This is a genomic window from Segetibacter sp. (assembly GCF_025963695.1).
GTDB lineage: Bacteria > Bacteroidota > Bacteroidia > Chitinophagales > Chitinophagaceae > Segetibacter.
In genome coordinates, this window is record NZ_JAOQAH010000040.1 from 84,230 (window position 1) to 104,375 (window position 20,146).

At 39.3% G+C, this 20,146-nt stretch carries 14 protein-coding genes; 7 read left to right on the forward strand and 7 right to left on the reverse strand.

Going from position 1 to position 20,146, the window contains the following annotated elements:
- Both JWR87_RS07090 and JWR87_RS07095 read right to left on the reverse strand, forming a co-directional pair.
- Window positions 1-1,551: a bifunctional metallophosphatase/5'-nucleotidase gene (locus tag JWR87_RS07090; protein ID WP_297817494.1), complete on the reverse strand. Its 1,551-nt coding sequence runs from the start codon at window positions 1,549-1,551 to the stop codon at window positions 1-3.
- Between the two features lie 118 nt (window positions 1,552-1,669).
- On the reverse strand, window positions 1,670-5,227 hold the full coding sequence (locus tag JWR87_RS07095; protein ID WP_297817497.1) for a reprolysin-like metallopeptidase: 3,558 nt from the start codon (window positions 5,225-5,227) through the stop codon (window positions 1,670-1,672).
- Between the two features lie 183 nt (window positions 5,228-5,410).
- On the opposite strand from JWR87_RS07095, the gene JWR87_RS07100 reads away from it, so the two are divergent.
- The gene (locus JWR87_RS07100) at window positions 5,411-5,749 is read left to right on the forward strand and encodes a hypothetical protein (RefSeq protein ID WP_297817500.1); all 339 of its coding nucleotides are present in this window, start codon (window positions 5,411-5,413) and stop codon (window positions 5,747-5,749) included.
- Between the two features lie 197 nt (window positions 5,750-5,946).
- Here JWR87_RS07100 and JWR87_RS07105 read toward each other — a convergent pair whose 3' ends face one another.
- A complete protein-coding gene (locus tag JWR87_RS07105) occupies window positions 5,947-6,996 on the reverse strand; it encodes a UDP-glucose--hexose-1-phosphate uridylyltransferase (protein ID WP_297817503.1) in 1,050 nt (349 codons plus the stop codon).
- Window positions 6,997-7,205: 209 nt separating this feature from the next.
- Here JWR87_RS07105 and JWR87_RS07110 point away from each other — a divergent pair, with 209 nt between their 5' ends.
- On the forward strand, window positions 7,206-8,873 hold the full coding sequence (locus tag JWR87_RS07110) for a family 43 glycosylhydrolase (protein ID WP_297817506.1): 1,668 nt from the start codon (window positions 7,206-7,208) through the stop codon (window positions 8,871-8,873).
- A gap of 138 nt (window positions 8,874-9,011) precedes the next feature.
- Window positions 9,012-10,097: an amidohydrolase family protein gene (locus JWR87_RS07115; RefSeq protein WP_297817509.1), complete on the forward strand. Its 1,086-nt coding sequence runs from the start codon at window positions 9,012-9,014 to the stop codon at window positions 10,095-10,097.
- Window positions 10,098-10,174: 77 nt separating this feature from the next.
- Here the strand turns inward: JWR87_RS07115 and JWR87_RS07120 are convergent, their stop codons facing one another.
- Entirely contained in the window at window positions 10,175-10,546 is a 372-nt protein-coding gene (locus JWR87_RS07120) for a co-chaperone GroES family protein (protein ID WP_297817513.1), read from the reverse strand.
- Window positions 10,547-10,845: 299 nt separating this feature from the next.
- Between JWR87_RS07120 and JWR87_RS07125 the strand changes: the two genes are divergently transcribed.
- Window positions 10,846-11,235: a response regulator gene (locus tag JWR87_RS07125; protein WP_297817516.1), complete on the forward strand. Its 390-nt coding sequence runs from the start codon at window positions 10,846-10,848 to the stop codon at window positions 11,233-11,235.
- 203 nt (window positions 11,236-11,438) lie between these two features.
- On the opposite strand, the gene JWR87_RS07130 is transcribed toward JWR87_RS07125, so the two are convergent.
- Both JWR87_RS07130 and JWR87_RS07135 read right to left on the reverse strand, forming a co-directional pair.
- On the reverse strand, window positions 11,439-12,461 hold the full coding sequence (locus JWR87_RS07130; RefSeq protein ID WP_297817518.1) for an LLM class flavin-dependent oxidoreductase: 1,023 nt from the start codon (window positions 12,459-12,461) through the stop codon (window positions 11,439-11,441).
- A gap of 91 nt (window positions 12,462-12,552) precedes the next feature.
- Window positions 12,553-13,026: a hypothetical protein gene (locus JWR87_RS07135; protein ID WP_297817521.1), complete on the reverse strand. Its 474-nt coding sequence runs from the start codon at window positions 13,024-13,026 to the stop codon at window positions 12,553-12,555.
- 591 nt (window positions 13,027-13,617) lie between these two features.
- Here JWR87_RS07135 and JWR87_RS07140 point away from each other — a divergent pair.
- The 3 genes from JWR87_RS07140 to JWR87_RS07150 all read left to right on the forward strand — a co-directional run bounded on the left by JWR87_RS07140 (window position 13,618) and on the right by JWR87_RS07150 (window position 16,846).
- Window positions 13,618-15,675 (forward strand): M43 family zinc metalloprotease, encoded by a 2,058-nt coding sequence (locus tag JWR87_RS07140; protein ID WP_297817524.1) that lies wholly within the window; start codon window positions 13,618-13,620, stop codon window positions 15,673-15,675.
- Between the two features lie 92 nt (window positions 15,676-15,767).
- Window positions 15,768-16,379, forward strand: coding sequence for an antitoxin Xre/MbcA/ParS toxin-binding domain-containing protein (locus tag JWR87_RS07145; RefSeq protein WP_297817527.1), 612 nt, complete (start codon window positions 15,768-15,770; stop codon window positions 16,377-16,379).
- An 8-nt stretch (window positions 16,380-16,387) separates the two neighbouring features.
- On the forward strand, window positions 16,388-16,846 hold the full coding sequence (locus JWR87_RS07150) for an RES family NAD+ phosphorylase (protein ID WP_297817530.1): 459 nt from the start codon (window positions 16,388-16,390) through the stop codon (window positions 16,844-16,846).
- A 246-nt stretch (window positions 16,847-17,092) separates the two neighbouring features.
- Here JWR87_RS07150 and uvrA read toward each other — a convergent pair whose 3' ends face one another.
- Window positions 17,093-19,966 (reverse strand): excinuclease ABC subunit UvrA, encoded by a 2,874-nt coding sequence (gene uvrA, locus JWR87_RS07155; protein WP_297817533.1) that lies wholly within the window; start codon window positions 19,964-19,966, stop codon window positions 17,093-17,095.
- Window positions 19,967-20,146 lie beyond the last annotated feature (180 nt).

Below are 20,146 nucleotides of genomic sequence, written 5' to 3' on the forward strand. Positions count from 1 at the left end.
CTATTTCCGGCTACCTAAAAACATAATAATTGCAGCTCTTATATCAGACTTTGGATTTGTAATTGCAGTTTCAGCAGGATAAACTTTCACTACACCGGGGTTTGTTTCATTTAAGAAACCAAGGTTTGCTTCTTTCCCACTCAGCAAAAATTCTGTTACTGCTACCCTGTAAGTTTTGTTTGGATTAATTGTTTGATTATTGACACTAAAAGAATTTACCGCATTATTATACACAACCGATCGAAACTGTAAAAAGCCACCGTTATTCTTATTCTTTAATCCGGCCTGCAATACCTGCAACAGTAAATCTCCTTTCATATCAACTTCCCTGATACCTCCGCCAAAAGGTAAGGTGCGTATGATATCGTACTGGGTGACAGGCGGAGTTAAAATGTCATCTAAGCGAATGGAACCCGAATTAAATAACACAACATCAGCCTGCGGACATGCATAAGCCATAGCTGCTGTAACCAGGCTGGTTAAATTGGTTGATTTAGAACGAGTTTCGGTTTCGCGCCCATCTAGCTTTTCCCCTGATTGAATAACCACCTTCTCGGCATCAAAACCCAGGGATGCATAATTTTCCTGCGCAATTTTTTTCCACTTTTGAACAATAGTGTTTGTATTGCTGTCTGGCGCAATTCCTTCATTTATGTATGTAAGATGGGGCCTGGGAACCTTAAAATGGTGTTTTTTTTTATCGATATTTAGTTTTACGACATAAGCAGAACGTGCATTCGAATGGGCCTTAGTAATATAAATATTCCCGGTTTTACTAAATACGCCTGAATGTTCGTGCCCTCCGAGAATAGCTGCAAGACCAGGAAGTTCTTTAGCAAGAGACATGTCATCTTTTACAGTCAGGTGCGTTATTGCTACTACCGCATCAACTGAATCTTTTATTTTATTGTAAGCTTCTTTTGCACTGCTTATCGGATCTTTATAATAAACAAAATCAGCAGGATTAGAGGGTAGGGTAAGACCGATAAAACCGATCCTGGCCGTTGTACCGTCGTTGTCTTTTACTGACATTATATGGGTTTCCGGAAAGGGCTTTTCATTAGTACGACCTGTTCTGGTGAAGGGAACAATAGAGTCCTTTACTTTATGAAACGTATTGGTTGAAACCCAAAAAAAGCCCGATTCATTTATGCGGTCCTGCAATTCCATTTCAGCTATGTCAAATTCATGATTTCCAAATACTACGATATCCATTCCTGCAGCGTTCATTGTCTCTACCATCTGCGCTCCCCTAATTCTCTTTCCCTGGTATTGCAAACTATTATAAACAGAAGGACTGAGGAAATCCCCAGACATAATTAGAAACGTGTTTGGATTGCGTTGCTTATATTGTTTTTTTAGTGTTGCTACACGAGCCATTCCTCCCTCTTTGCCACCAGCTATTGGAGCAATCTCGTACACATCATTTACCTGCACAAACACTACTTCAATTTTCCCATCGTCTTTTATTGCAGCAGAATTTCGTGCAGTTTTACACGAAGCATTAACGAATAATGTTGTAAGACAAAGCAGTCTAATCAATTTTATCATAAACCATATTATTGAGGCTAATGTAACTAAGAAGAATGTTTATAGCAAACTATGTAATAGAAATAGACAACGAATTTGTCGTTTCGCATCCCGGTTAATTGTACATGGCGAAGCAGTATTACTCGATTATTATTTTCTCATTTGAAGCTCCCTTTTCTGTTGTCAGGGTTAGGATGTAGAGACCTTTACCAAGTCCTTTGACAGGTATTTCAAACTCTTCCCCGGCGTTTACAAATCCGGCGTTTCTTTTATAAATGAGTTTGCCGGAAGCATCAGACAGCGCTATAATTAGTTGCTTTGCTTCATTCGATACACGCACTGTACTTTTACTAATTGCGGGGTTTGGATAGATAATGAAATCGGAACCCGGAACTTGAAAGTCAATTTTTACAATTTTTGAATAACTGTACTTCCCGTCTTTATCTACCTGTTTTAACCTGTAGTAATTACCTCCCGGGTAAGGCTTCAAATCATTCAAAAGATATTGCTGCAATCCTGAAGCGTTACGCGCTTCGATTCTTCCCGTATAACTGAATAAAATTCCATCAATACTTTTCTCTACTTCATAGTATTTGTTATTTATTTCATTAGAAACAAACCATTTTAGTAGTACCGTGTTGCCTGAGCTTTTAGTTGCAGTAAAAGAAAGCCAGTTAACAGGAAGGGCCGATACCTCGTAAGTGCAAATCTTAAGACCCCAGCCATTTAAAGTGCCGCCATCGGCATCATAAGAATCTATTACTTCCAGTTTCCATGTTCCTGTGCTGTTTTCATTGTTGAATGCCGATAAAGACAAACTTGGTTTACTTGTTTTACCCCCAATGATGGGGCAACTTAATGCGTCGGACGCTTGATCATCGAAACTTAAATCGAAGTTGAGGTCGCTGTCGCAAACTCTTCGGAACAATTCAACTTTAGTATTCGAAGGGCTTATAAGGTTAATAGTCAGGTCTCCAACGTACGAGTGAGTTCCTTTTAAACCTACCACGTTTATATCCTGGATTATGCCGCCTGCAGGAATGTGTAAAGTGGATGTAATGGTATTGGCAACAACATCAATAGTTATAGGAAGGTTTTTACTATAAACAATATCGCTACATACTATTGCAGATGTTTTAAATAATGTGCTGGTGGAAGCAGGTCCGGCACCACATAAATTGTGCGGAACGACTTTCCAGTAATATTGACTATTAGCCATTAAAGGTGTAGTAAGCGTATAGTTTGAAGTTGTAATACTATCTATGGTTTGAATATTTGTGGCAAAATTTGATGAAGTTGAAATATGTAAAGTGTAATACTGAGCGTCACTGGTAGGTTGCCAGCTAAAGGATGCCAAAACAGCTGTGCCTATTGCGCTGTTTGCTGGTGTTGTGTTTACAGCAACTTTTGTTGGTGTACCAATAACGAATTGAATTACCCTTGATTTAACAACCGACCCTGCAGTTCCGGTGATAGTAATATTATAAATTCCTGCCGGAATATTTCCCTTTATTGTAATGGAATCATTTGAGCCGGGGGTAAGGGGATTAGTACCAAAAGAAACTGTAGAACCGGCAGGATTTCCTGATGCAGAAAGCGTAATAGGAGTTGCAAATTTATTAAGTGAGCTTGTATTGATAACGGTTGCTACTGTTGTGTTGCTACAAGCAGCAACGGTGAGTGGATTACTAAACGTAAACCCAGGTTCAGTAGTAGCTTTTATGGTAAAGTTGACATTTGAAATATCAAAGAAAATATTTCCGACTGAAGTTACTCGTACCCTCGCATTGCTGGTAATGTTATTAGGAACCACTATTTCCTCTAGCCCGTCATTAGGAGTATTTGACAATAAAGTAATAGGAAAAGTCAACCCTCCATCAATAGAAAGCTCAATATTTACATGTGAGCAATTAACAGGGGCAAGATTGGTTTTTGAGACATCCCATGTAATGGTGCTGAACGAACCAACGTCCCAGGTGGTGGCAGTATTAGGAGCCGTTACCACGAAAGGACCAGCATTGCCGTCTACAGTAATATTTGCTTCATCAGAACAAACGCCACCCCCTCCTGCCCGGTTGTCGCGTGCTGTTAACCTGAAATTCATGGCCCTGGCATAAGAAGGCATTACTTCTCCCATAGTAGTAGTGTTATTTACGATGTCACTCAATTGAGGAAAATATCTTTTTGGTAAAGTAACAGGTGTAAAAGACCTGAAAATGGGCGCATTCCCTGTTGGTTTATTCCAGTCGCCGAAAGCAGCTCCGACATTTACCTGTTCCCAGCTATAAGTGAGCGGATCTCCATCAGCGTCAGAGGCAGTGCCGGTTAGCGCAAAGGGAGTTGACTTTGGAATAATATAGTCTATGCCTGCACTAACGGTAGGCGGTCTATTACCTGTTGCAATTTGTACCGCACATCCGCTTCCACTAGCGGAATTAATATAAGCAGTTATCTGATCGAAACTGATTGCATGAAAATAAGGTAAGGTATGGGGCTGCAAATTATTTATTGCATTACATATACCGGCATAAGCCATTATAGTGGAACCGCTACCAGGCTCGGCGTTTGTAGTGGCTGAACCGTTATTGCCTCCACAATTACCGGTAGCGGCATTAAAAGTATGTTGGGCGCCAAACTGGTGACCAATTTCGTGGGCAACGTAATCAATATTATAAGCATCCCCGGTTGGTTGAGGGCTTCCTGTTACGCCACGCGCTTTTACACCGTTGTTGCAAACTACTCCCACGCCCGCAGATCCACCGGCACCGGTACTAAACGTATGACCAACGTCGTAGTTTGCAGCGCCAATTAATGAGTCTATTACCTTTTGGCTTTCATTAATAAGTGTTGCCGCGTTGTTGTTTCCAACAAAAAATTGTGAGGCTGAGTCTGTAAAAAGAATTTTGTTATTATTGCCTACAAGTACCATTCGTATACCTACTTCATTTTCATACACTGCATCAACCCTGTTTACGGTTGTTACAATGGCTGATAAAGCCTGCGATGGCGTAACCTGCCTTCCGCCAACTGCCACTGCGTATTGCCATGTACATGCTACTGCAAGCCGATATTTTCTTAGCGTTCCACCTATGCAGGTGGCAGCATTAGTACGTTGAGCAGTCGATGAGTTATGTAAGCCAACTGCATTTAAACCGGACGCGTCTTCTATTAAAGACATTTTTGCGGGCAAATCTTTTTTATAATAAGAAACATAATCCACTACGCTACCGTTGGCATAGGGGTCAATAAAAACAGCACCGTTTATTTGAGAAAGTATCATGGCGTGAAAGCCGAGGTCTGTCCAATCTATTTTGATTATTGCGTACGGATCGTCAATACCTTGTCCACCATAAGTTTTAATGTTTGAAAATTTAGTTGCAAGCCTCTGTTCCATTATAGAGGTTTCTACAATTGTAAATCTTTTTGACGTTCCGTCTGGCATTGGAAACAGCATTACAAAAGGCGCAGCTTTTGCTGTTTCTGTAAATTCTATTGGAGTTATTCGTAAGGCCGAAATAAGGCTTGCTGTATCCAAACGAAGTGTACGATATTGTTTGGGTAAACTTAACTGAGGATTACGCTTTATTGCAATGGCTGCTTCAGACTCATCGGTCCAAAAATTTCTTTGTGCAGAAACAGTGCAGGAAATTGTTAATAGTAGGATGAGTAACTGAAATGGTCGTGCGGTATTTTTCATATAAGCTGGTTAGGCAATATGAATTAACGAATATGACGAGCGCTTCAGTATTTAATGCTCCAATTATTTGCAGCAGTTACTGTAAAATTGATTTAACCGGTCTTGGTTTTTCCCTGAATCTTTTTAACGCTTTTAGTTAGCGATAAACAATTTATCTTCGCTTCCCAATAAAAACGAGATAAAATGAAGAAAATATCTGTTGTGTGCCTTGCCGGTTTATTGTTTTTTACTGCTTGTGAAAACGGCGGTTCTTCTACTGTTGGATCTTATGAAAAAGAGGAAACATCCTCTTCAGAAAAAAGCGAAAGTGGATCTGAAGGGCATGGTGGACAAGTAAAAGAAAGTAAGGGGCATGAAAGTACAGAACACGAAAGTGCAGAACACCAGACATCACAGGGAGCAACTACTGATACAACAGTACCAACCTCTGGTGGTGCACGAGAGGGAGCATTGGGTGCAGAAATAAAAACGGGTGCAAATGTTCGTGTTGATACTACCAACATGGTTAAACCACGCCCTTAAAGCAAAGCTTACTTAAGAGATTACCAGGTTTAATAAGTAAATAGAGTTTATGTAAAGATTAGTTCAAAACTTACTTCACATAAACTCTATTTGCGTGTTATTAGAAAAAGGTTGAAAACAGCTCCATAGAACTTTGCGGATGAACGGAGCGTCGCAACAATGACTAGCCGAAGTGCCAATGCTGGTTACATAAACTCCTACCGGCTTTCTTTATAATGAACTTCACTCAGCTCTCTTAATTTTTCTGCAGCCCATTCGGCAGTAACGTCTCTTTGAGGATTTGCAAGCATTTCGTAACCCACCATAAATTTCTTAACAGTTGCAGACCTTAATAGCGGTGGATAGAAATGCATGTGCCAATGCCATTCGGGGTGATCTCCATCATTAACGGGCGCCTGGTGTAAACCAGCGGAGTAAGGAAACGGGATTTCGAAAAGATTGTCATACTTAGCTGTCAGCTTTTTAAGAATTTGTGCATAAGCCTGTTTTTCGTCATTGGTAAACTGCAATAGGTTTGTAAAATGTCGTTTGCTTACAATCATGGTTTCATACGGCCACACCGCCCAAAAGGGTACCAGCGCTACAAAATGTTCATTCTCCAATACAATCCTTTCTTTCTGCTCCAGCTCAAGCTGCAGATAGTCGCTTAATAAGCTCTTTCCGTTTTCTTCGAAATATTTCTTTTGCTGGCTTGTTTCCTTCGCGATTTCTAAGGGAATTGATGAGCTTGCCCAAATCTGGCCATGCGGATGAGGATTGCTAGACCCCATTACTTCACCTTTATTTTCAAAGATTTGTACATATTTAATAGTTGGATCAGCGGCTATACTTTTAAACTCTTCGCTCCATACATCAATCACTTTCTCGATACCTTCTACAGACAATCGCGGCAGCGTTAGGCTGTGATCGGGTGAAAAGCTAAGCACCTTACAAATACCCTTTTCGCTTTTAGCAGAAAGCAGTCCATTAATGTTAAAAGAGCCATCAGGCGTATCTGTAAGCAGGGCAGAGTAGTCGTTTGTAAAAACAAAAGAGTCCACGTAATCAGGGTTAACACTTCCGTCTGCCCTCGTATTACCGGGACAGAGGTAACACTTGGGATCATAGGAAGGACGATCGTCAGGAGCTAGCGTTTCCACTTTACCTTGCCAGGGCCTTTTGGTGCGGTGTGGTGATACCAATATCCAATCTCCGGTTAAAATATTTAGTCTTGTGTGTGGGTGTTCTTTTACATTAAATGCTTCCATACGTATAAACTTTTGCTGTTAAAAACAGGTCTGTGTAAGAGAGTAATTAAAAAATCGTCCCAGCTATAACAAAAGGTAATAAAAGAGCGAAGTTTGCAGTTGCTTTAATATTCAGATCAGGTAAAGCTGAACTTTATTTGATAACTATTTAGGCGAAACAGCAGGGAATGATTATTGAGCAGCGCAATTACCATAATTATTGAGTATAGATGAAGTTTTTGATTGTATTTTTTCTTTCTGTCTGTGTAGCATTTGGATCGCATGCACAACAGCTGGTTTTGCCTGGAACAAACCCTGACCCTTCTATTGTAAAAATTGGAGATACCTATTGGGCTAGTGCTACTTCCTCGAACTGGGTACCGGCTTTCCCTCTTTTATATTCAACCGATCTTATCACATGGAAACAGAAAGGCTACATTTTTAATAAAGTTCCTGAATGGGCCGATTACTATTTCTGGGCGCCCGAAATGACCTACGATAAAGGAAGGGTTTATGTGTATTATACCGCGCATAAAAAAAACGGCAATCTATGTGTAGGCGTTGCAAGTGCGGATCGGCCAGAAGGTCCCTACAAAGACCACGGTCCATTGGTGTGCGAGGAGTTGGGTTCGATAGATGCGTTTCCGATAAGAGATAAAAGCGGCAAATTATTTTTAATATGGAAAGAAGATGCTAACAGCGCAGGAGAGCCTACGCCGATATGGGCATGTGAAATGAATGAAGAGAGAACTGCTTTGATCGGCCAAAAAAAGGAATTATTCAGAAACGACGCAGCCTGGGAGAAGTCGTTGGTAGAAGGAGTTTCCATCATACAGCACAACGAATATTACTACGCATTCTATGCGGCTGCCGGCTGTTGCGGCTCCGGATGTAGTTACGTGTCGGGAGTGGCGCGGGCAAAAGACATTTTAGGGCCGTGGGAAAAGTATCCAAAAAACCCAATACTGGTTGATGCCGAAAACTGGATCTGTAAAGGGCATGGAACAGCCATCGAAAAAGATGGTAAATTCTATTTCCTTTATCACGCTTACGATCGCAAGACAAGTGCGTTTACAGGACGGCAAGGATTATTGCAAGAGTTCACGTTCACAAAGGATCATTGGATAACATTTGTAAATACAAAGAATGATACGCTTACGCGGGAAAAAATCTTGACTGATGAGTTTAAGGGTAATAAACTAGATGACATTTGGCAATGGAGTGTTTTTCAGGAAGTAAATTACCAGATGAAAGACGATGTGCTGAGGCTTTCTGCTTTACATGGTCCGTCCGGAAGTTTTATAGGTCAAAAAATATTGAGTGATAATTACACTGCCACTACATTGGTTAGAACAAAGGAGTCCACTGCATCTGCCGGGCTTGCTGCTATAGGAGATGTAGCCGATATGGTGTCTGTTTTTGTTAGAAATAATCAGATAGAAATTTCTAAAGTCAAAGACGGATTTGAGAGTATACTGGGAATTTATGAAATACCACCGCAAGCCGATAGTGTGTTTTTGCAAATGTGGGTAAGAGACCTCTACCGTATTTCTTTTCTTTATAGCCTTGATGGAAAAGATTTTAAAACGTTGAATGAAACACCTGTTAAAGCAACCTTCTTACCTCCATGGGATAACCCGCCGCGGGCTGGCCTTGTTTCAAAAGGCAATTTAAATGAACAAGCTGTCTTTGAAAAATTTGTACTTCGGCAAACCATTACCATGTATAGCGGTCAAATCATTTTTGGAAGCCGAAAGTCTATCATCTTAATTATTAGTGCTGCAGCCGTAGTCATCTTGCTTGCTTCTATTGTTTTTTTTATTTACAAGAAAAAGCTGAAAAAGAAGCAACTGGTTAAACAAAGAGATAGAGTTGCAGCGGAGATGATAGATAATTAAATTTTTGAAATCTTTAGAAGTATGCTTGCCTGCTTTTAGTAAATGAACCCGGCCGCCAAATATTAATCTTAATAAAAGTTATTTAGAAAGGATTATTATCTTTCCTTATTGCTTACAACAAAAGGTCGAAACATCTGTATGAAAAAAATCTTCTTAGCTTCCTCGTTTTTTATCGTGGCTTTTACTATAAAGGCGCAGAATGTAATGGATTTCGAAAATTATGACCCGCCTTCCACACTAGTTGTTAATGAACACAGGGTTACAAAAGCTAAGTTTCCTTTTATTGATATTCATAACCACCAATCAGGTTTGGGGACCAAAAATTTAAGTGCGCTGATTGCTGACATGAACAAGTTGAATATGGCAGTGATGATAAATCTTAGTGGGTCTAACGGAACAGTGCTAAAGCAGGCCGTTGATAACACAAGAGCAAATGCACCAAAGCGTTTTATTGTTTTTGCCAATATTAATTTCAGCGGTATCGGAGAGAACGGTTGGGAAGATAAGGCAGTCAGGCAATTGGAAGAGGATGTGAAAAATGGAGCAAATGGCTTAAAAATTTTTAAGTCACTTGGGTTTTCAGTAAAAGACAATGCCGGCAAAAGAGTTACAGTTGATGATGTGAGACTGGATGCCATTTGGAAAAAATGTGGCGACTTAAAAATTCCTGTTCTTATTCATACGGCCGATCCAAAATCTTTTTGGGATCCGTTGGATGAGAAGAATGAAAGATGGTTAGAACTTAAAACTCATGCCGGCAGGAAGAGAAGTGATACCGACCCGGCTCCCTTTGAAGTACTGATACAAGAGCAACACAACATTTTTAAGAAACACCCTAATACCACCTTTATCGCTGCTCACTTTGGATGGTTTCCAAATGACTTAGCAAGATTGGGTAAACTGCTTGATGAACGACCTAATGTGGTGGTTGAATTCGGAGCGGTCATTGCCGAATTAGGCAGGCAGCCCAAAGCAGCAAAAGCTTTTTTTACCAAATACCAGGACCGAATTTTATTCGGAAAAGACAGTTGGGTGCCCGAAGAATATGCAACCTACTTCAGGGTATTGGAAACAGAAGATGAATACTTTCCATACCATAAAAAATACCATGCTTTTTGGAAAATGTATGGAATGGGATTACCTGACGAAATCTTGAAAAAAGTGTATTACAAAAATGCCCTGAGAATTGTTCCTAATATTGATGGCACTTTGTTTCCAAAGTAGGCTGCTGTTGTTTTTGATAAAGACAAGTGCGGCACACACATGCGTAATTATTGCTGTAAAGCCAGGTGCAAAAAGCTTTATAATTCGTCATCACGCTCAAGCATTAAAATGGCGCCCTGAGGAACAATATAGTATTTCTCACCTTCATATAAAACCTCTGTAGCGCCATTTAAAAGAAAGATAGCAAGGTCACCTTCGCGCACCTGCAAGGGAATGTACTTCACTTGCTCTTCATCGGTTTTCCAAGGCTCGTTTTCAACAGGCATTGGAATAGCGTACCCGGGCCCGGTCTTAATTACATAGCCCTGTTGCACTTTTTCTCTCTCCTGAACTCCCGGGGGGAGGTACAACCCCGACTGCGTTCTTTCTCCCGTCTTTGATAGTCTTATCAGCACCCGGTCTCCAATCACAACAATTTTCTTCAACTTATTATCTACAGTAAGTAACATATATAAAAATGAGAGGCAAAATTAGCCAACTGATTTTGATTTGCATTAGTAAAAAAACAGGATTACATTACAATGGTTTTTCATAGGATATTGGATTTTAAAAACAGGGCTGGATTTTCATCCTGGCCCTTTTTTTAATTTCGCTAATAGAAAGAGCGCTTTTGTGCCTTTCTGAATTTCGGGCAATATTTATTATTGCTAAAATTGCATGGACACGAGAACAATTGTTTTATGGTGAAATATTGCTGTCCCGTGCTCAAATAAACTTATAAATTTTTACCAGTAATAATAAGGTGCTAATGTATAGTAAGATAATTGTTGTTGAAGACAACATTGAAGATGTAGAAATTATAAAGTATGCTTTTAATCAACTTAAATATGATCTTGTAGACTTTTGTCCTGATGCTTACGCTCTTATTAATCATTTAAAGAAATTGGACAAAAACCACATGCCCAAGCTGGCTGTTGTTGATTATAATTTACCAAGTCTAAACGGGTTTAGTATTGCCACTTTTTTAAAAAGCCAAAAAGATTATTCGTCTATAACTGTTGTAGTAATGAGTGGAGTAATTCCGCAAAATGAAGAATATCGGCTTTTAAAAGCAGGTGTAGCTAAAGTGTATGAAAAACCTACTTCCTTAAATGATTATGTAAAAGTTGTTTCAGAATTAATTAGTTTGACAGCGTAACAGTTCTCATCCCTTGATGTTGCAAATTTCAATTCTCCATTATTTTCTTATCAAATAGCCTCTAAGCTTCTTTCGTCAGCTGTTCGCTTTTAGCTCTATAATTTAACTCATTTCGAACTAAGACAGGGAACATCAAAGGAGTAAGAACGTTGTGACCGGGCGACTCGGTACTTATGCAAAGTCAAACAAAACCTTTGCTTTTTTTAGTCTTTCCACAAATTTGCAAGAATTTCATAGGAGCTGATTCGGGCCTGGTGGTCATATATATGTGATGTTACCATTATTTCATCTACCTGTGTTTCATTTAAAAATTGTTGCAGTTTTACTTTAATAGTTTCAGCGGAACCGATAAATGTATATTTCATCATTTGAAGTATTGCTGCTTTTTCGGGTTCACTCCAGACTTCGTCCATATTTCTTATAGGTGGTTGCAGCGGTTTTGTTGAGCCATGTATAATGCCCATAGCGAATTGGTAAAACGATGTGGCAAGGTAACCTGCTTCTTCATCAGTGTCAGCAGCAATAACATTTATACATGCCAAATCATAAGGGTCTTTTAAGTCTTTTGACGGCTGAAAATTTTCGCGGTACAATTTAAGAGCAGCCTGAAGATGTGTTGGCGCAAAATGGCTGGCAAAGGCAAAAGGCATTCCTAATATAGCAGCAAGCTGAGCGCTAAATGTACTAGAGCCGAGCAGCCAAATTGGGATATCTAACCCTTCACCTGGAATTGCCCTAACCTTTGCTGTACCGTTTTCCTTAGAAAAATATCTCTTTAACTCCATTACGCTTTCAGGAAACTCATTAGGGCCTTCAACAAGAGTTCGTCTAAGGGCGCGCATTGTAACCTGGTCTGATCCGGGGGCACGGCCAAGCCCGAGATCAATACGACCGGGATACATAGTTTCTAATGTTCCAAACTGTTCTGCAATCACTAGGGGAGCATGGTTAGGCAACATTATTCCTCCCGCCCCCACACGAATGGTAGATGTATGTCCCGCTATATGGCCTATTAAAACTGATGTTGCAGAACTGGCAATACTTTCCATGCTGTGGTGCTCCGCGAGCCAATATCGCTTAAATCCCCACTGTTCTACATGCTTTGCTAAGTCTATACTGTTTTTATAAGTATCCGCAGTCGTTTTGCCATCAAGAATGGTGGCTAAATCAAGAACGGAGATAGGTATATCGGCTAGCTTTTTTGGTTCCCTCGTGTTACTAATCATCTTCATCTCATTTTAGTACGATGATAAACATAAACCGTTCCCAATTCAATTTATCCTATTTTGTCACCCTTTAGCCAAAACTTTGGCCGGCTTACTCTAAATATTCCAGCTGCTTTTTGTAATCGAAACGCAAGTCTTCATGCACTTGCTCTACAAGGCCGTTTAACTTTTTCAATTGTTGGTCATAAAGCGACGATAGTACTTTGTATGAACGAAAACGGATACCTGACTTCTTTACGTTCAGACAAAAATGTATGAGCAGTTCTACTTCAGATTCCTTCGTTGTTGTGTGCTTGCTATATTTACTAATTGCTTTTAATATTTTCCGCAGTGCCTTTTTTGCCAGGTACCAGTTTCCGTTAGGAAGTTGAGAAAATTCCTCGTCAATTTCCTTTTTAATGCTTTCCACATATCCTTGTTCATCATGTGCATCAAACAACAAATAAGATAAGAGTTCTTTATTTTCTTTTTTAAACCTTGCCAATCGCAGACACAATTCCAGTACTTTTTTCGGTGGGAGGGTAAGAAGTTCGTGTTTTAATTCGTTGATGCTCGCTGCTTTCATTGTCCCTTTTACTTTGCAAAGTAAATGCCCCGAAGCGATCATTTAGCGGCTGGCCTATTTCATCCCTTTAATACAACCTTTTTACAGTAGAAATCGATCGTAATAAAGTTGGCTGCGTTTTTAATTTCGCGGAGTATTTTTTTTGTAACCAACGGCATTAAATCTATTTAGCTTTTGTTGCGTCGCACTCTTATGCATTTTAATCTCCATGCAGCTTTGCCACTGCTTATTGCAGGCGCTTGTTAAGCATCATTTAATTTATTTCGTAAATATTTTCTTTTTAAATTTGTTAGTCAATGTTCTCTTAGGAGAAAGGAACACAGGAAAAGAATATAAGCTTAAAAAATAGTACTGAATTTTCCTTTTCATTAATATTTCAATAGCAGGCATACAACCCTTAGGAATTCAAACTAACCGATTTGCCATTATAACTTTTTTCTTAATAGCTGCTGCTACCATAGTTAGGCAAACTTTAACCCAGTAATCAACATGTATTTCAGGATCTTACCTTATCTGATAGCATTATTGTTATTTTCAGAATTAGCAAAGGGGCAGCAAACAAACAGGGTAGTTCAAGAGCAATGCGCTACTATGAACAGGCTTCAGTCTAAACTGGAACGTAGCTCACAACTGAAAGCAAAATTTGAACAGGAAAGACTTGCATTTACAAAAGCTATTAGAACGGGGCTATCCAGGCGAACAGAGGAACCTAACCAAAATAATAACAGGACTGCCTATACTATCCCGATTGTGTTTCATGTCGTTTTAACCAACCCTGCCACCGTGTCCGACGAAAGCATACTAGCTCAACTAGATGTTTTGAATAAAAGCTTTTCAGGGACCAATGCAGATACTACCAGAATTCCTGACTATTTCAAGCCTTTTTTTGGCAAAACCGGTATACAGTTTTGTCTGGCACAACAAACACCAACAGGTGAAGGAACTTCGGGGATAGAAAGAATTACAACCACACAAACTTCTTTTAGCCCGGACAATGACGCTGTTAAACACAGTACGAGTGGGGGCGCAAATGGTTGGGATCCCAAAAAGTACTATAATGTTTGGTTATGTACCTTAACGAGCGGAGTTTTAGGATATGCAACCTTTCCAAACGACACTGGAACTCCTGATGAACAAGGTGCCGTAGTTGATTATCGTTCATTACCCGGAGGGTCGTTAAACAGTTACAATGCAGGCAAGACTTTGTCGCATGAAACAGGCCATTACTTCAATCTCTTCCATATATGGGGGGATGATAGGGGAGAATGCACCGGTTCAGATGATGTTAATGATACACCTAACCAGGCTGATGCTTCAAAAGGTTGTACTAACGGTATAAAAACAGATGCCTGCAGTCCCGCTGCAAATGGAGTTATGTATCAAAACTATATGGATTATAGTTTTGATAGTTGTTTGGTTATGTTCACGCAGGAACAAGTCCTTCGTATGGAAACTACGCTTATTACATATCGCTCTTCTTTAATAAGTTCTAACGGCTGTACTCCGCCTGTTTTAAAAAATTATGATGCACGCCTGTCATCAATAGATCAACCAGCGCAGCGATTATGTAACAGTTCGTTTACTCCTATTGTCAGCATCCAGAACAAAGGAAGCCAGTTATTGACTTCATTGGATATCAGTACCCAAATTGACAACGGTCCTGTTACCATTTACAACTGGAAAGGTTCTTTAGCCTATCTGGCTTCAACAACGGTATCATTAGACAATTTAAATGCAGGAGTAGGTATCCATACCTTAACTATCTATGTTTCTAATCCTGATAACAATGCAGATGAATTTATTGCCAACGATACAATTTCATCCGTTATTCAATTTTACAATCCTGTAACAACTGTTTTAGAAAGTTTCGAAGGAAGTGTTTTTCCTCCCAATGGGTGGGATATCCAAAATCCTGACAACTCTATCACCTGGAAACGTGTAACCGGAGTATCAAAAATAGGGAATGCAAGCGTTATGATTGAAAACTTCAATTATACTTTAGTTGGAGCAAAAGACGACCTACGACTTCCAAATGTTACACTTGAAAAAGTAGATTCTGCTTTTTTATCATTCCATGTTGCTGCCGCGGCTTATACTGACGTAAATGCTCTAAATAATGTTTGGGATACGCTGGAAGTTTTAATAAGCACAGATTGCGGACAGACATATACCAGCCTTTATAAAAAACATGGAAGGGATTTAGTTACAAGAACTGTAGCAACAACAACTTTCTTTACACCAACACCCTCCGAATGGAGAAAAGACTCAATTAACCTTGCTGCTTATTTGGGTGAAAGCAACATTTTACTGGCTATTAGAAATACGGCAGGATACGAAAACAATATTTACCTGGATGATGTACACCTTAGAACTGTTATTATCAATCCAAATCTTAAAAGGCTTGGCTTTTTAGCTACCCCAAACCCTAATAATGGTGTTATAAACGTTCAATTTTATCCGCAGCCAACTAACTTAAGAGCTTTACAAGTATATGACATTGCAGGGCAAAAATTAACAGAAGTAATTATTCCAAATGGGCAGGCAAGCAATTACTATCGGCTTGATATAACTAAGTATTCGGCCGGAATATATATAGTAAGGGCTGTATTTACCGATAGAGTAATTACAAGTAAAATTCTAAAGTTCTAGTAAGATGGCATCACCAAGGTATAGGGTATTCTAAAAAAATATTATTTTGTTTTCAGTATAAATTTGTACTACCTTTGGTAAAAGTTTGTATTATGGAAGAGGGTAAAACAGAAAATTTACCTAAAGCCTCAAAAGCTGTAAGAGTTGAGGGTGCTCAAAAAAAAGGTAAAAAAGTTGGAAGTAAGGCATATAAAACTACGTCTGAAGAAAAAATAAATTCGATGGTAGAGGAGGCGGATGGTACCGCATATGTTACCAGTAAGAGGCAAATTAGTACTGGAACAAATAATTGGGTTATTTTGGATAACGCATCTAAAAAGCCTGAAAGCAGAATGACATCTTTTGAAAAAATTGATATTATACGAGAAGGAATATCTAAAAAAGACCTTGAACATTTAAAAGAAAAGACAGAACTGGATTATAATCAATTATCAAAGGTACTTTCTGTTGCGCGAGCTACTCTTATCAACAAAAAAGGAGCAGCCAAATTTGATATGGTTTTAAGTGAAAGAATTGTAGGAGTTGCAGACATCTATTCTTACGGCTACGAAGTTTTTGAAGATGAAAACCGATTTAATGAATGGATATTTCGTTCAAATCAATCATTAGGCGGTCAGGCACCATACGATTTGTTAGACAATCAATATGGAAGAGAAGAAGTTAAAAACCTGATTGGACGAATTGATTATGGTGTTTATTCATAAGGTCGGCAATGATTGTATACAGGATAGGAAGAACAAAATATGCTAAAGATCTGAGTGGTGAGGGTGCCAGACTAAATGGAGGACGCTGGAATCATAAACTTACTCCATGCCTTTATGCTTCTGAAAGTAGATCTCTTGCTGTGTTAGAATACACCGTTAATGTAAATATTGAGGATATTCCACGTGCCTTAAGTATGACTACTCTTGACATTCCTGACAAGGATATCTTACAGCTGACTATTGCTGACCTTCCGGGAAATTGGAGGGCCTCGCCTGCACCTGCCTCTACTAAAGACTTCGGTACTGAAGTCTTGAAAAAATCTCAGTTTGCTGTCATTCAAATTCCGTCGACAGTAATTCCTGATGAGTTTAACTATCTCCTTAATCCCTTGCACCGCGACAGTTATCAATTTCTAATTCTAGATACCCAAGATTTTATTTATGATGTAAGAATAAAGACCAAATAATGTTAAAATATAGATTGAACTAGGGGCGGGCGAGTTTCGATCCATCTGAGTTCGGGAAGTAAAATTTGTTCCTTTAGCTTATTATGCAGTCTTTAATATTTTGATGAAGGAAGGAGATTTTTTACCACATCCTAACATGTTCCTAATTAGTTTGGCGTTAAGTGTTGACTGTAAGCACAAGTGTGCGACGCAACGATGAATCATTAAAAAACAAATGTTTGTAACCAAAAAATTGAAAAGGAACTTTTATTTACTCTTTAATTCTAATGCAAGAAATTTTCCCGTATGACTTGCCTTTACTTTCACCAGGTTTTCCGGTGTTCCTTCAAACAGAATCTTGCCTCCACCATCACCACCTTCGGGGCCTAGGTCTATAATGTGATCGGCTACTTTTATGACATCTAGATTATGTTCTATTACCAGTACTGTGTTGCCTCTGTCTACCAGCTTATTTAAGACATCTAACAAATGCTGGATGTCCTGAAAGTGCAGGCCCGTGGTAGGCTCGTCTAAGATGTAGAAGGTTTTTCCGGTGTCTTTCTTTGCCAACTCAGTGGCTAGTTTTACGCGTTGGGCTTCACCTCCGCTTAGTGTAACCGCAGATTGACCTAGCGTAATATATCCAAGACCAACTTCCTGCAATACTTTGATTTTTCTATACAGAAAATGAACGTTTTGAAAAAACTCAACGGCTTCATCAACAGTCATATCCAGAATGTCGCTAATTGATTTGCCTTTGTAACGAATCTCGAGCGTTTCACGATTATACCTTTTTCCATTACATTTTTCGCACGGCACATAGACATCAGGTAAAAAGTTCATTTCTATTACCCGCATGCCGCCTCCTTCGCAAACGTCGCATCTTCCCCCCCTGACATTAAAAGAAAAACGACCTGCCGCATAACCACGAATTTTAGCTTCGGGAATTGCTGCAAACAGGGTTCTGATTTCAGTAAAAAAGCCACAGTAGGTTGCCGGATTACTTCTCGGTGTTCTGCCAATGGGACTTTGATCAATCTCTATTACCTTATCAATAAAGTTTAAACCAGCAATGCTTTTATACTCCATAGGAGTCATCTTGCTATTGAAGGCGTGCTTTGATAGAATAGGATATAGGGTTTCTGTAATTAGGGTACTCTTTCCACTACCACTTACACCTGTAACGCAAATGAACTTGCCCAAGGGAAACTTTACATTAACCCCTTTAAGGTTGTTGCCTTTTACTCCTTTTAGTTCAAGTACATTACCGTTGCCTGCTCTTCTTTCTTTGGGAACGGCTATCGATTTTTCTCCGCTTAAATAAGCTGAGGTGGGAGAACCAGACGCTAAAACTTCGCTGGGGCGACCTTGCGCCACTACCTGACCTCCATGCTTGCCTGCTTTTGGGCCTATATCAATTAAGTGGTCTGATGCAAGCATAATGTCTTTATCGTGCTCTACCACCAAAACACTATTCCCAATGTCTCTTAGATTTTTTAAAGCAACTATCAACTGCTGATTATCCCGCTGGTGCAAACCAATACTTGGCTCGTCTAAAATGTAGGTAATACCTTGTAGCTGCGAGCCTATTTGGGTAGCAAGCCTGATGCGTTGGCTTTCGCCACCGCTTAATGATTTAGATGACCTGTTTAAAGTAAGATAGGTGAGACCCACATCTAACAAGAAGCTGAGCCTTTCCCTTATTTCCTTTAAAATATCTTTTGCAATGGTATTTTGTTTTTTAGATAGCCTTTCTTCAATTTCAGTAAACCACACAAACAATTTATCCAGGTCCTGGCGGCTTAAATCAGCAATATTCTTTTCGTTTACTTTAAACCATAAACTTTCTTTCTTTAACCTGTCACCGTTGCAGGCTGGACATTCTTTCAAAACCATAAATTTCTCTACCCAATCTCTCAGAGACTCGCTGCTGCTTGATGAAAACCATCTTTTAAGCATATTTACTATTCCTTCATATTCCGTGGTATACATGTCGCCCGGAAGTGCCTCGTAATCCCCCGATATTTCTACATCCCCGTTTGCATCTTCTTTTCCATAAAGAATGATATTTAGTGCATTTTGCGAAAGATCTTTAACGGGTTTGTCAACAGAGAACTTATGTTTTTTACTTAGCTGAACGATTTGCTTGTAAATAAAAGCTTCCCGCTCTTCGCCCAGGGGTGCGATTGCTCCTTCTTTAATACTTTTATTCTTATCAGGAATTACCGCATCCATGTTGATCTGGTAAACACTTCCAAGGCCTTTACATGATGGACAGGCGCCATATGGAGAGTTAAATGAGAAGGCATTGGGTGACGGTTCTTCGTAACTTAACCCGGTGTCTTCACACATTAATTGCTTACTGTATTGAACCACCGTATCACTATCATTGATCAATAAAAACATAAGGTCTTTACCCACCTGAAGTGTTTTTTGCACGCTTTGGCTGAGGCGTACTTTCATATCGTCGGTTGCCTGTAATCGATCTATTACTAATTCTATATCGTGAATTTTGTACCTGTCAACCTGCATCTTTTCTTTTAAGTCTTTCACTTCTCCATCGATCCTCACTTTCAGAAAACCTTTCTTTCTAACATCTTCAAAAAGTTCTCGATAATGTCCCTTTCGCCCGCGAACCAGCGGCGCAAGGAGACTTATTTTTTTATCCTTGAATTTTGAAAAAATGTTCTCCACGATTTCCTCTTCGCTCCATTTAACCATTTTCTTACCGGTGTTGTAGCTATAAGCCTCACCGATCCTGGCAAACAATAATCTAAGGAAATCGTATACTTCTGTAATAGTTCCGACTGTTGATCTGGGATTTTTATTAGTGGTCTTTTGTTCAATTGAGATAACGGGACTTAGACCGGTTATCTTGTCAACATCAGGTCTTTCCATATCTCCTATGAACTGCCTTGCATAAGCACTAAAGCTTTCCATATACCTGCGTTGGCCTTCGTTGTAAATTGTATCAAAGGCAAGTGACGATTTGCCGCTTCCACTAACACCGGTAATAACAACCAATTTATTTTTAGGAATCGAAATGTCAATATTTTTCAGATTGTGAACCCTTGCACCATAGACTTCTATTTGTTCTTCTACCTCAGCAACTTCTATTGGATCAGATATAATTTTCGCCATAACGTGTAAAGATAGCAAGACAGTAGTTTGAATAATTGTAATAGTATGATAAAGGCGTTGGTTAAAAACGTTACAAGTGTGTAAGCAAAAATTCTATAGAATCGGTGGCCTTGTGTGGAGTTTTTAACTCCATATGATCTTTAACTGCTTAATTTAAAAATTTTGCTATAAGTAGAATAA

What these genes read in the sequence shown, in the direction of transcription:
- JWR87_RS07090 (WP_297817494.1), bottom strand. Translation starts at nt 1,551, where the DNA reads ATGATAAAATTGATTAGACTGCTTTGTCTTACAACATTATTCGTTAAT.
- JWR87_RS07095 (WP_297817497.1), bottom strand. Translation starts at nt 5,227, where the DNA reads ATGAAAAATACCGCACGACCATTTCAGTTACTCATCCTACTATTAACA.
- JWR87_RS07100 (WP_297817500.1), top strand. Translation starts at nt 5,411, where the DNA reads ATGAAGAAAATATCTGTTGTGTGCCTTGCCGGTTTATTGTTTTTTACT.
- JWR87_RS07105 (WP_297817503.1), bottom strand. Translation starts at nt 6,996, where the DNA reads ATGGAAGCATTTAATGTAAAAGAACACCCACACACAAGACTAAATATT.
- JWR87_RS07110 (WP_297817506.1), top strand. Translation starts at nt 7,206, where the DNA reads ATGAAGTTTTTGATTGTATTTTTTCTTTCTGTCTGTGTAGCATTTGGA.
- JWR87_RS07115 (WP_297817509.1), top strand. Translation starts at nt 9,012, where the DNA reads ATGAAAAAAATCTTCTTAGCTTCCTCGTTTTTTATCGTGGCTTTTACT.
- JWR87_RS07120 (WP_297817513.1), bottom strand. Translation starts at nt 10,546, where the DNA reads ATGTTACTTACTGTAGATAATAAGTTGAAGAAAATTGTTGTGATTGGA.
- JWR87_RS07125 (WP_297817516.1), top strand. Translation starts at nt 10,846, where the DNA reads ATGTATAGTAAGATAATTGTTGTTGAAGACAACATTGAAGATGTAGAA.
- JWR87_RS07130 (WP_297817518.1), bottom strand. Translation starts at nt 12,461, where the DNA reads ATGATTAGTAACACGAGGGAACCAAAAAAGCTAGCCGATATACCTATC.
- JWR87_RS07135 (WP_297817521.1), bottom strand. Translation starts at nt 13,026, where the DNA reads ATGAAAGCAGCGAGCATCAACGAATTAAAACACGAACTTCTTACCCTC.
- JWR87_RS07140 (WP_297817524.1), top strand. Translation starts at nt 13,618, where the DNA reads ATGAACAGGCTTCAGTCTAAACTGGAACGTAGCTCACAACTGAAAGCA.
- JWR87_RS07145 (WP_297817527.1), top strand. Translation starts at nt 15,768, where the DNA reads ATGGAAGAGGGTAAAACAGAAAATTTACCTAAAGCCTCAAAAGCTGTA.
- JWR87_RS07150 (WP_297817530.1), top strand. Translation starts at nt 16,388, where the DNA reads ATGATTGTATACAGGATAGGAAGAACAAAATATGCTAAAGATCTGAGT.
- uvrA (WP_297817533.1), bottom strand. Translation starts at nt 19,966, where the DNA reads ATGGCGAAAATTATATCTGATCCAATAGAAGTTGCTGAGGTAGAAGAA.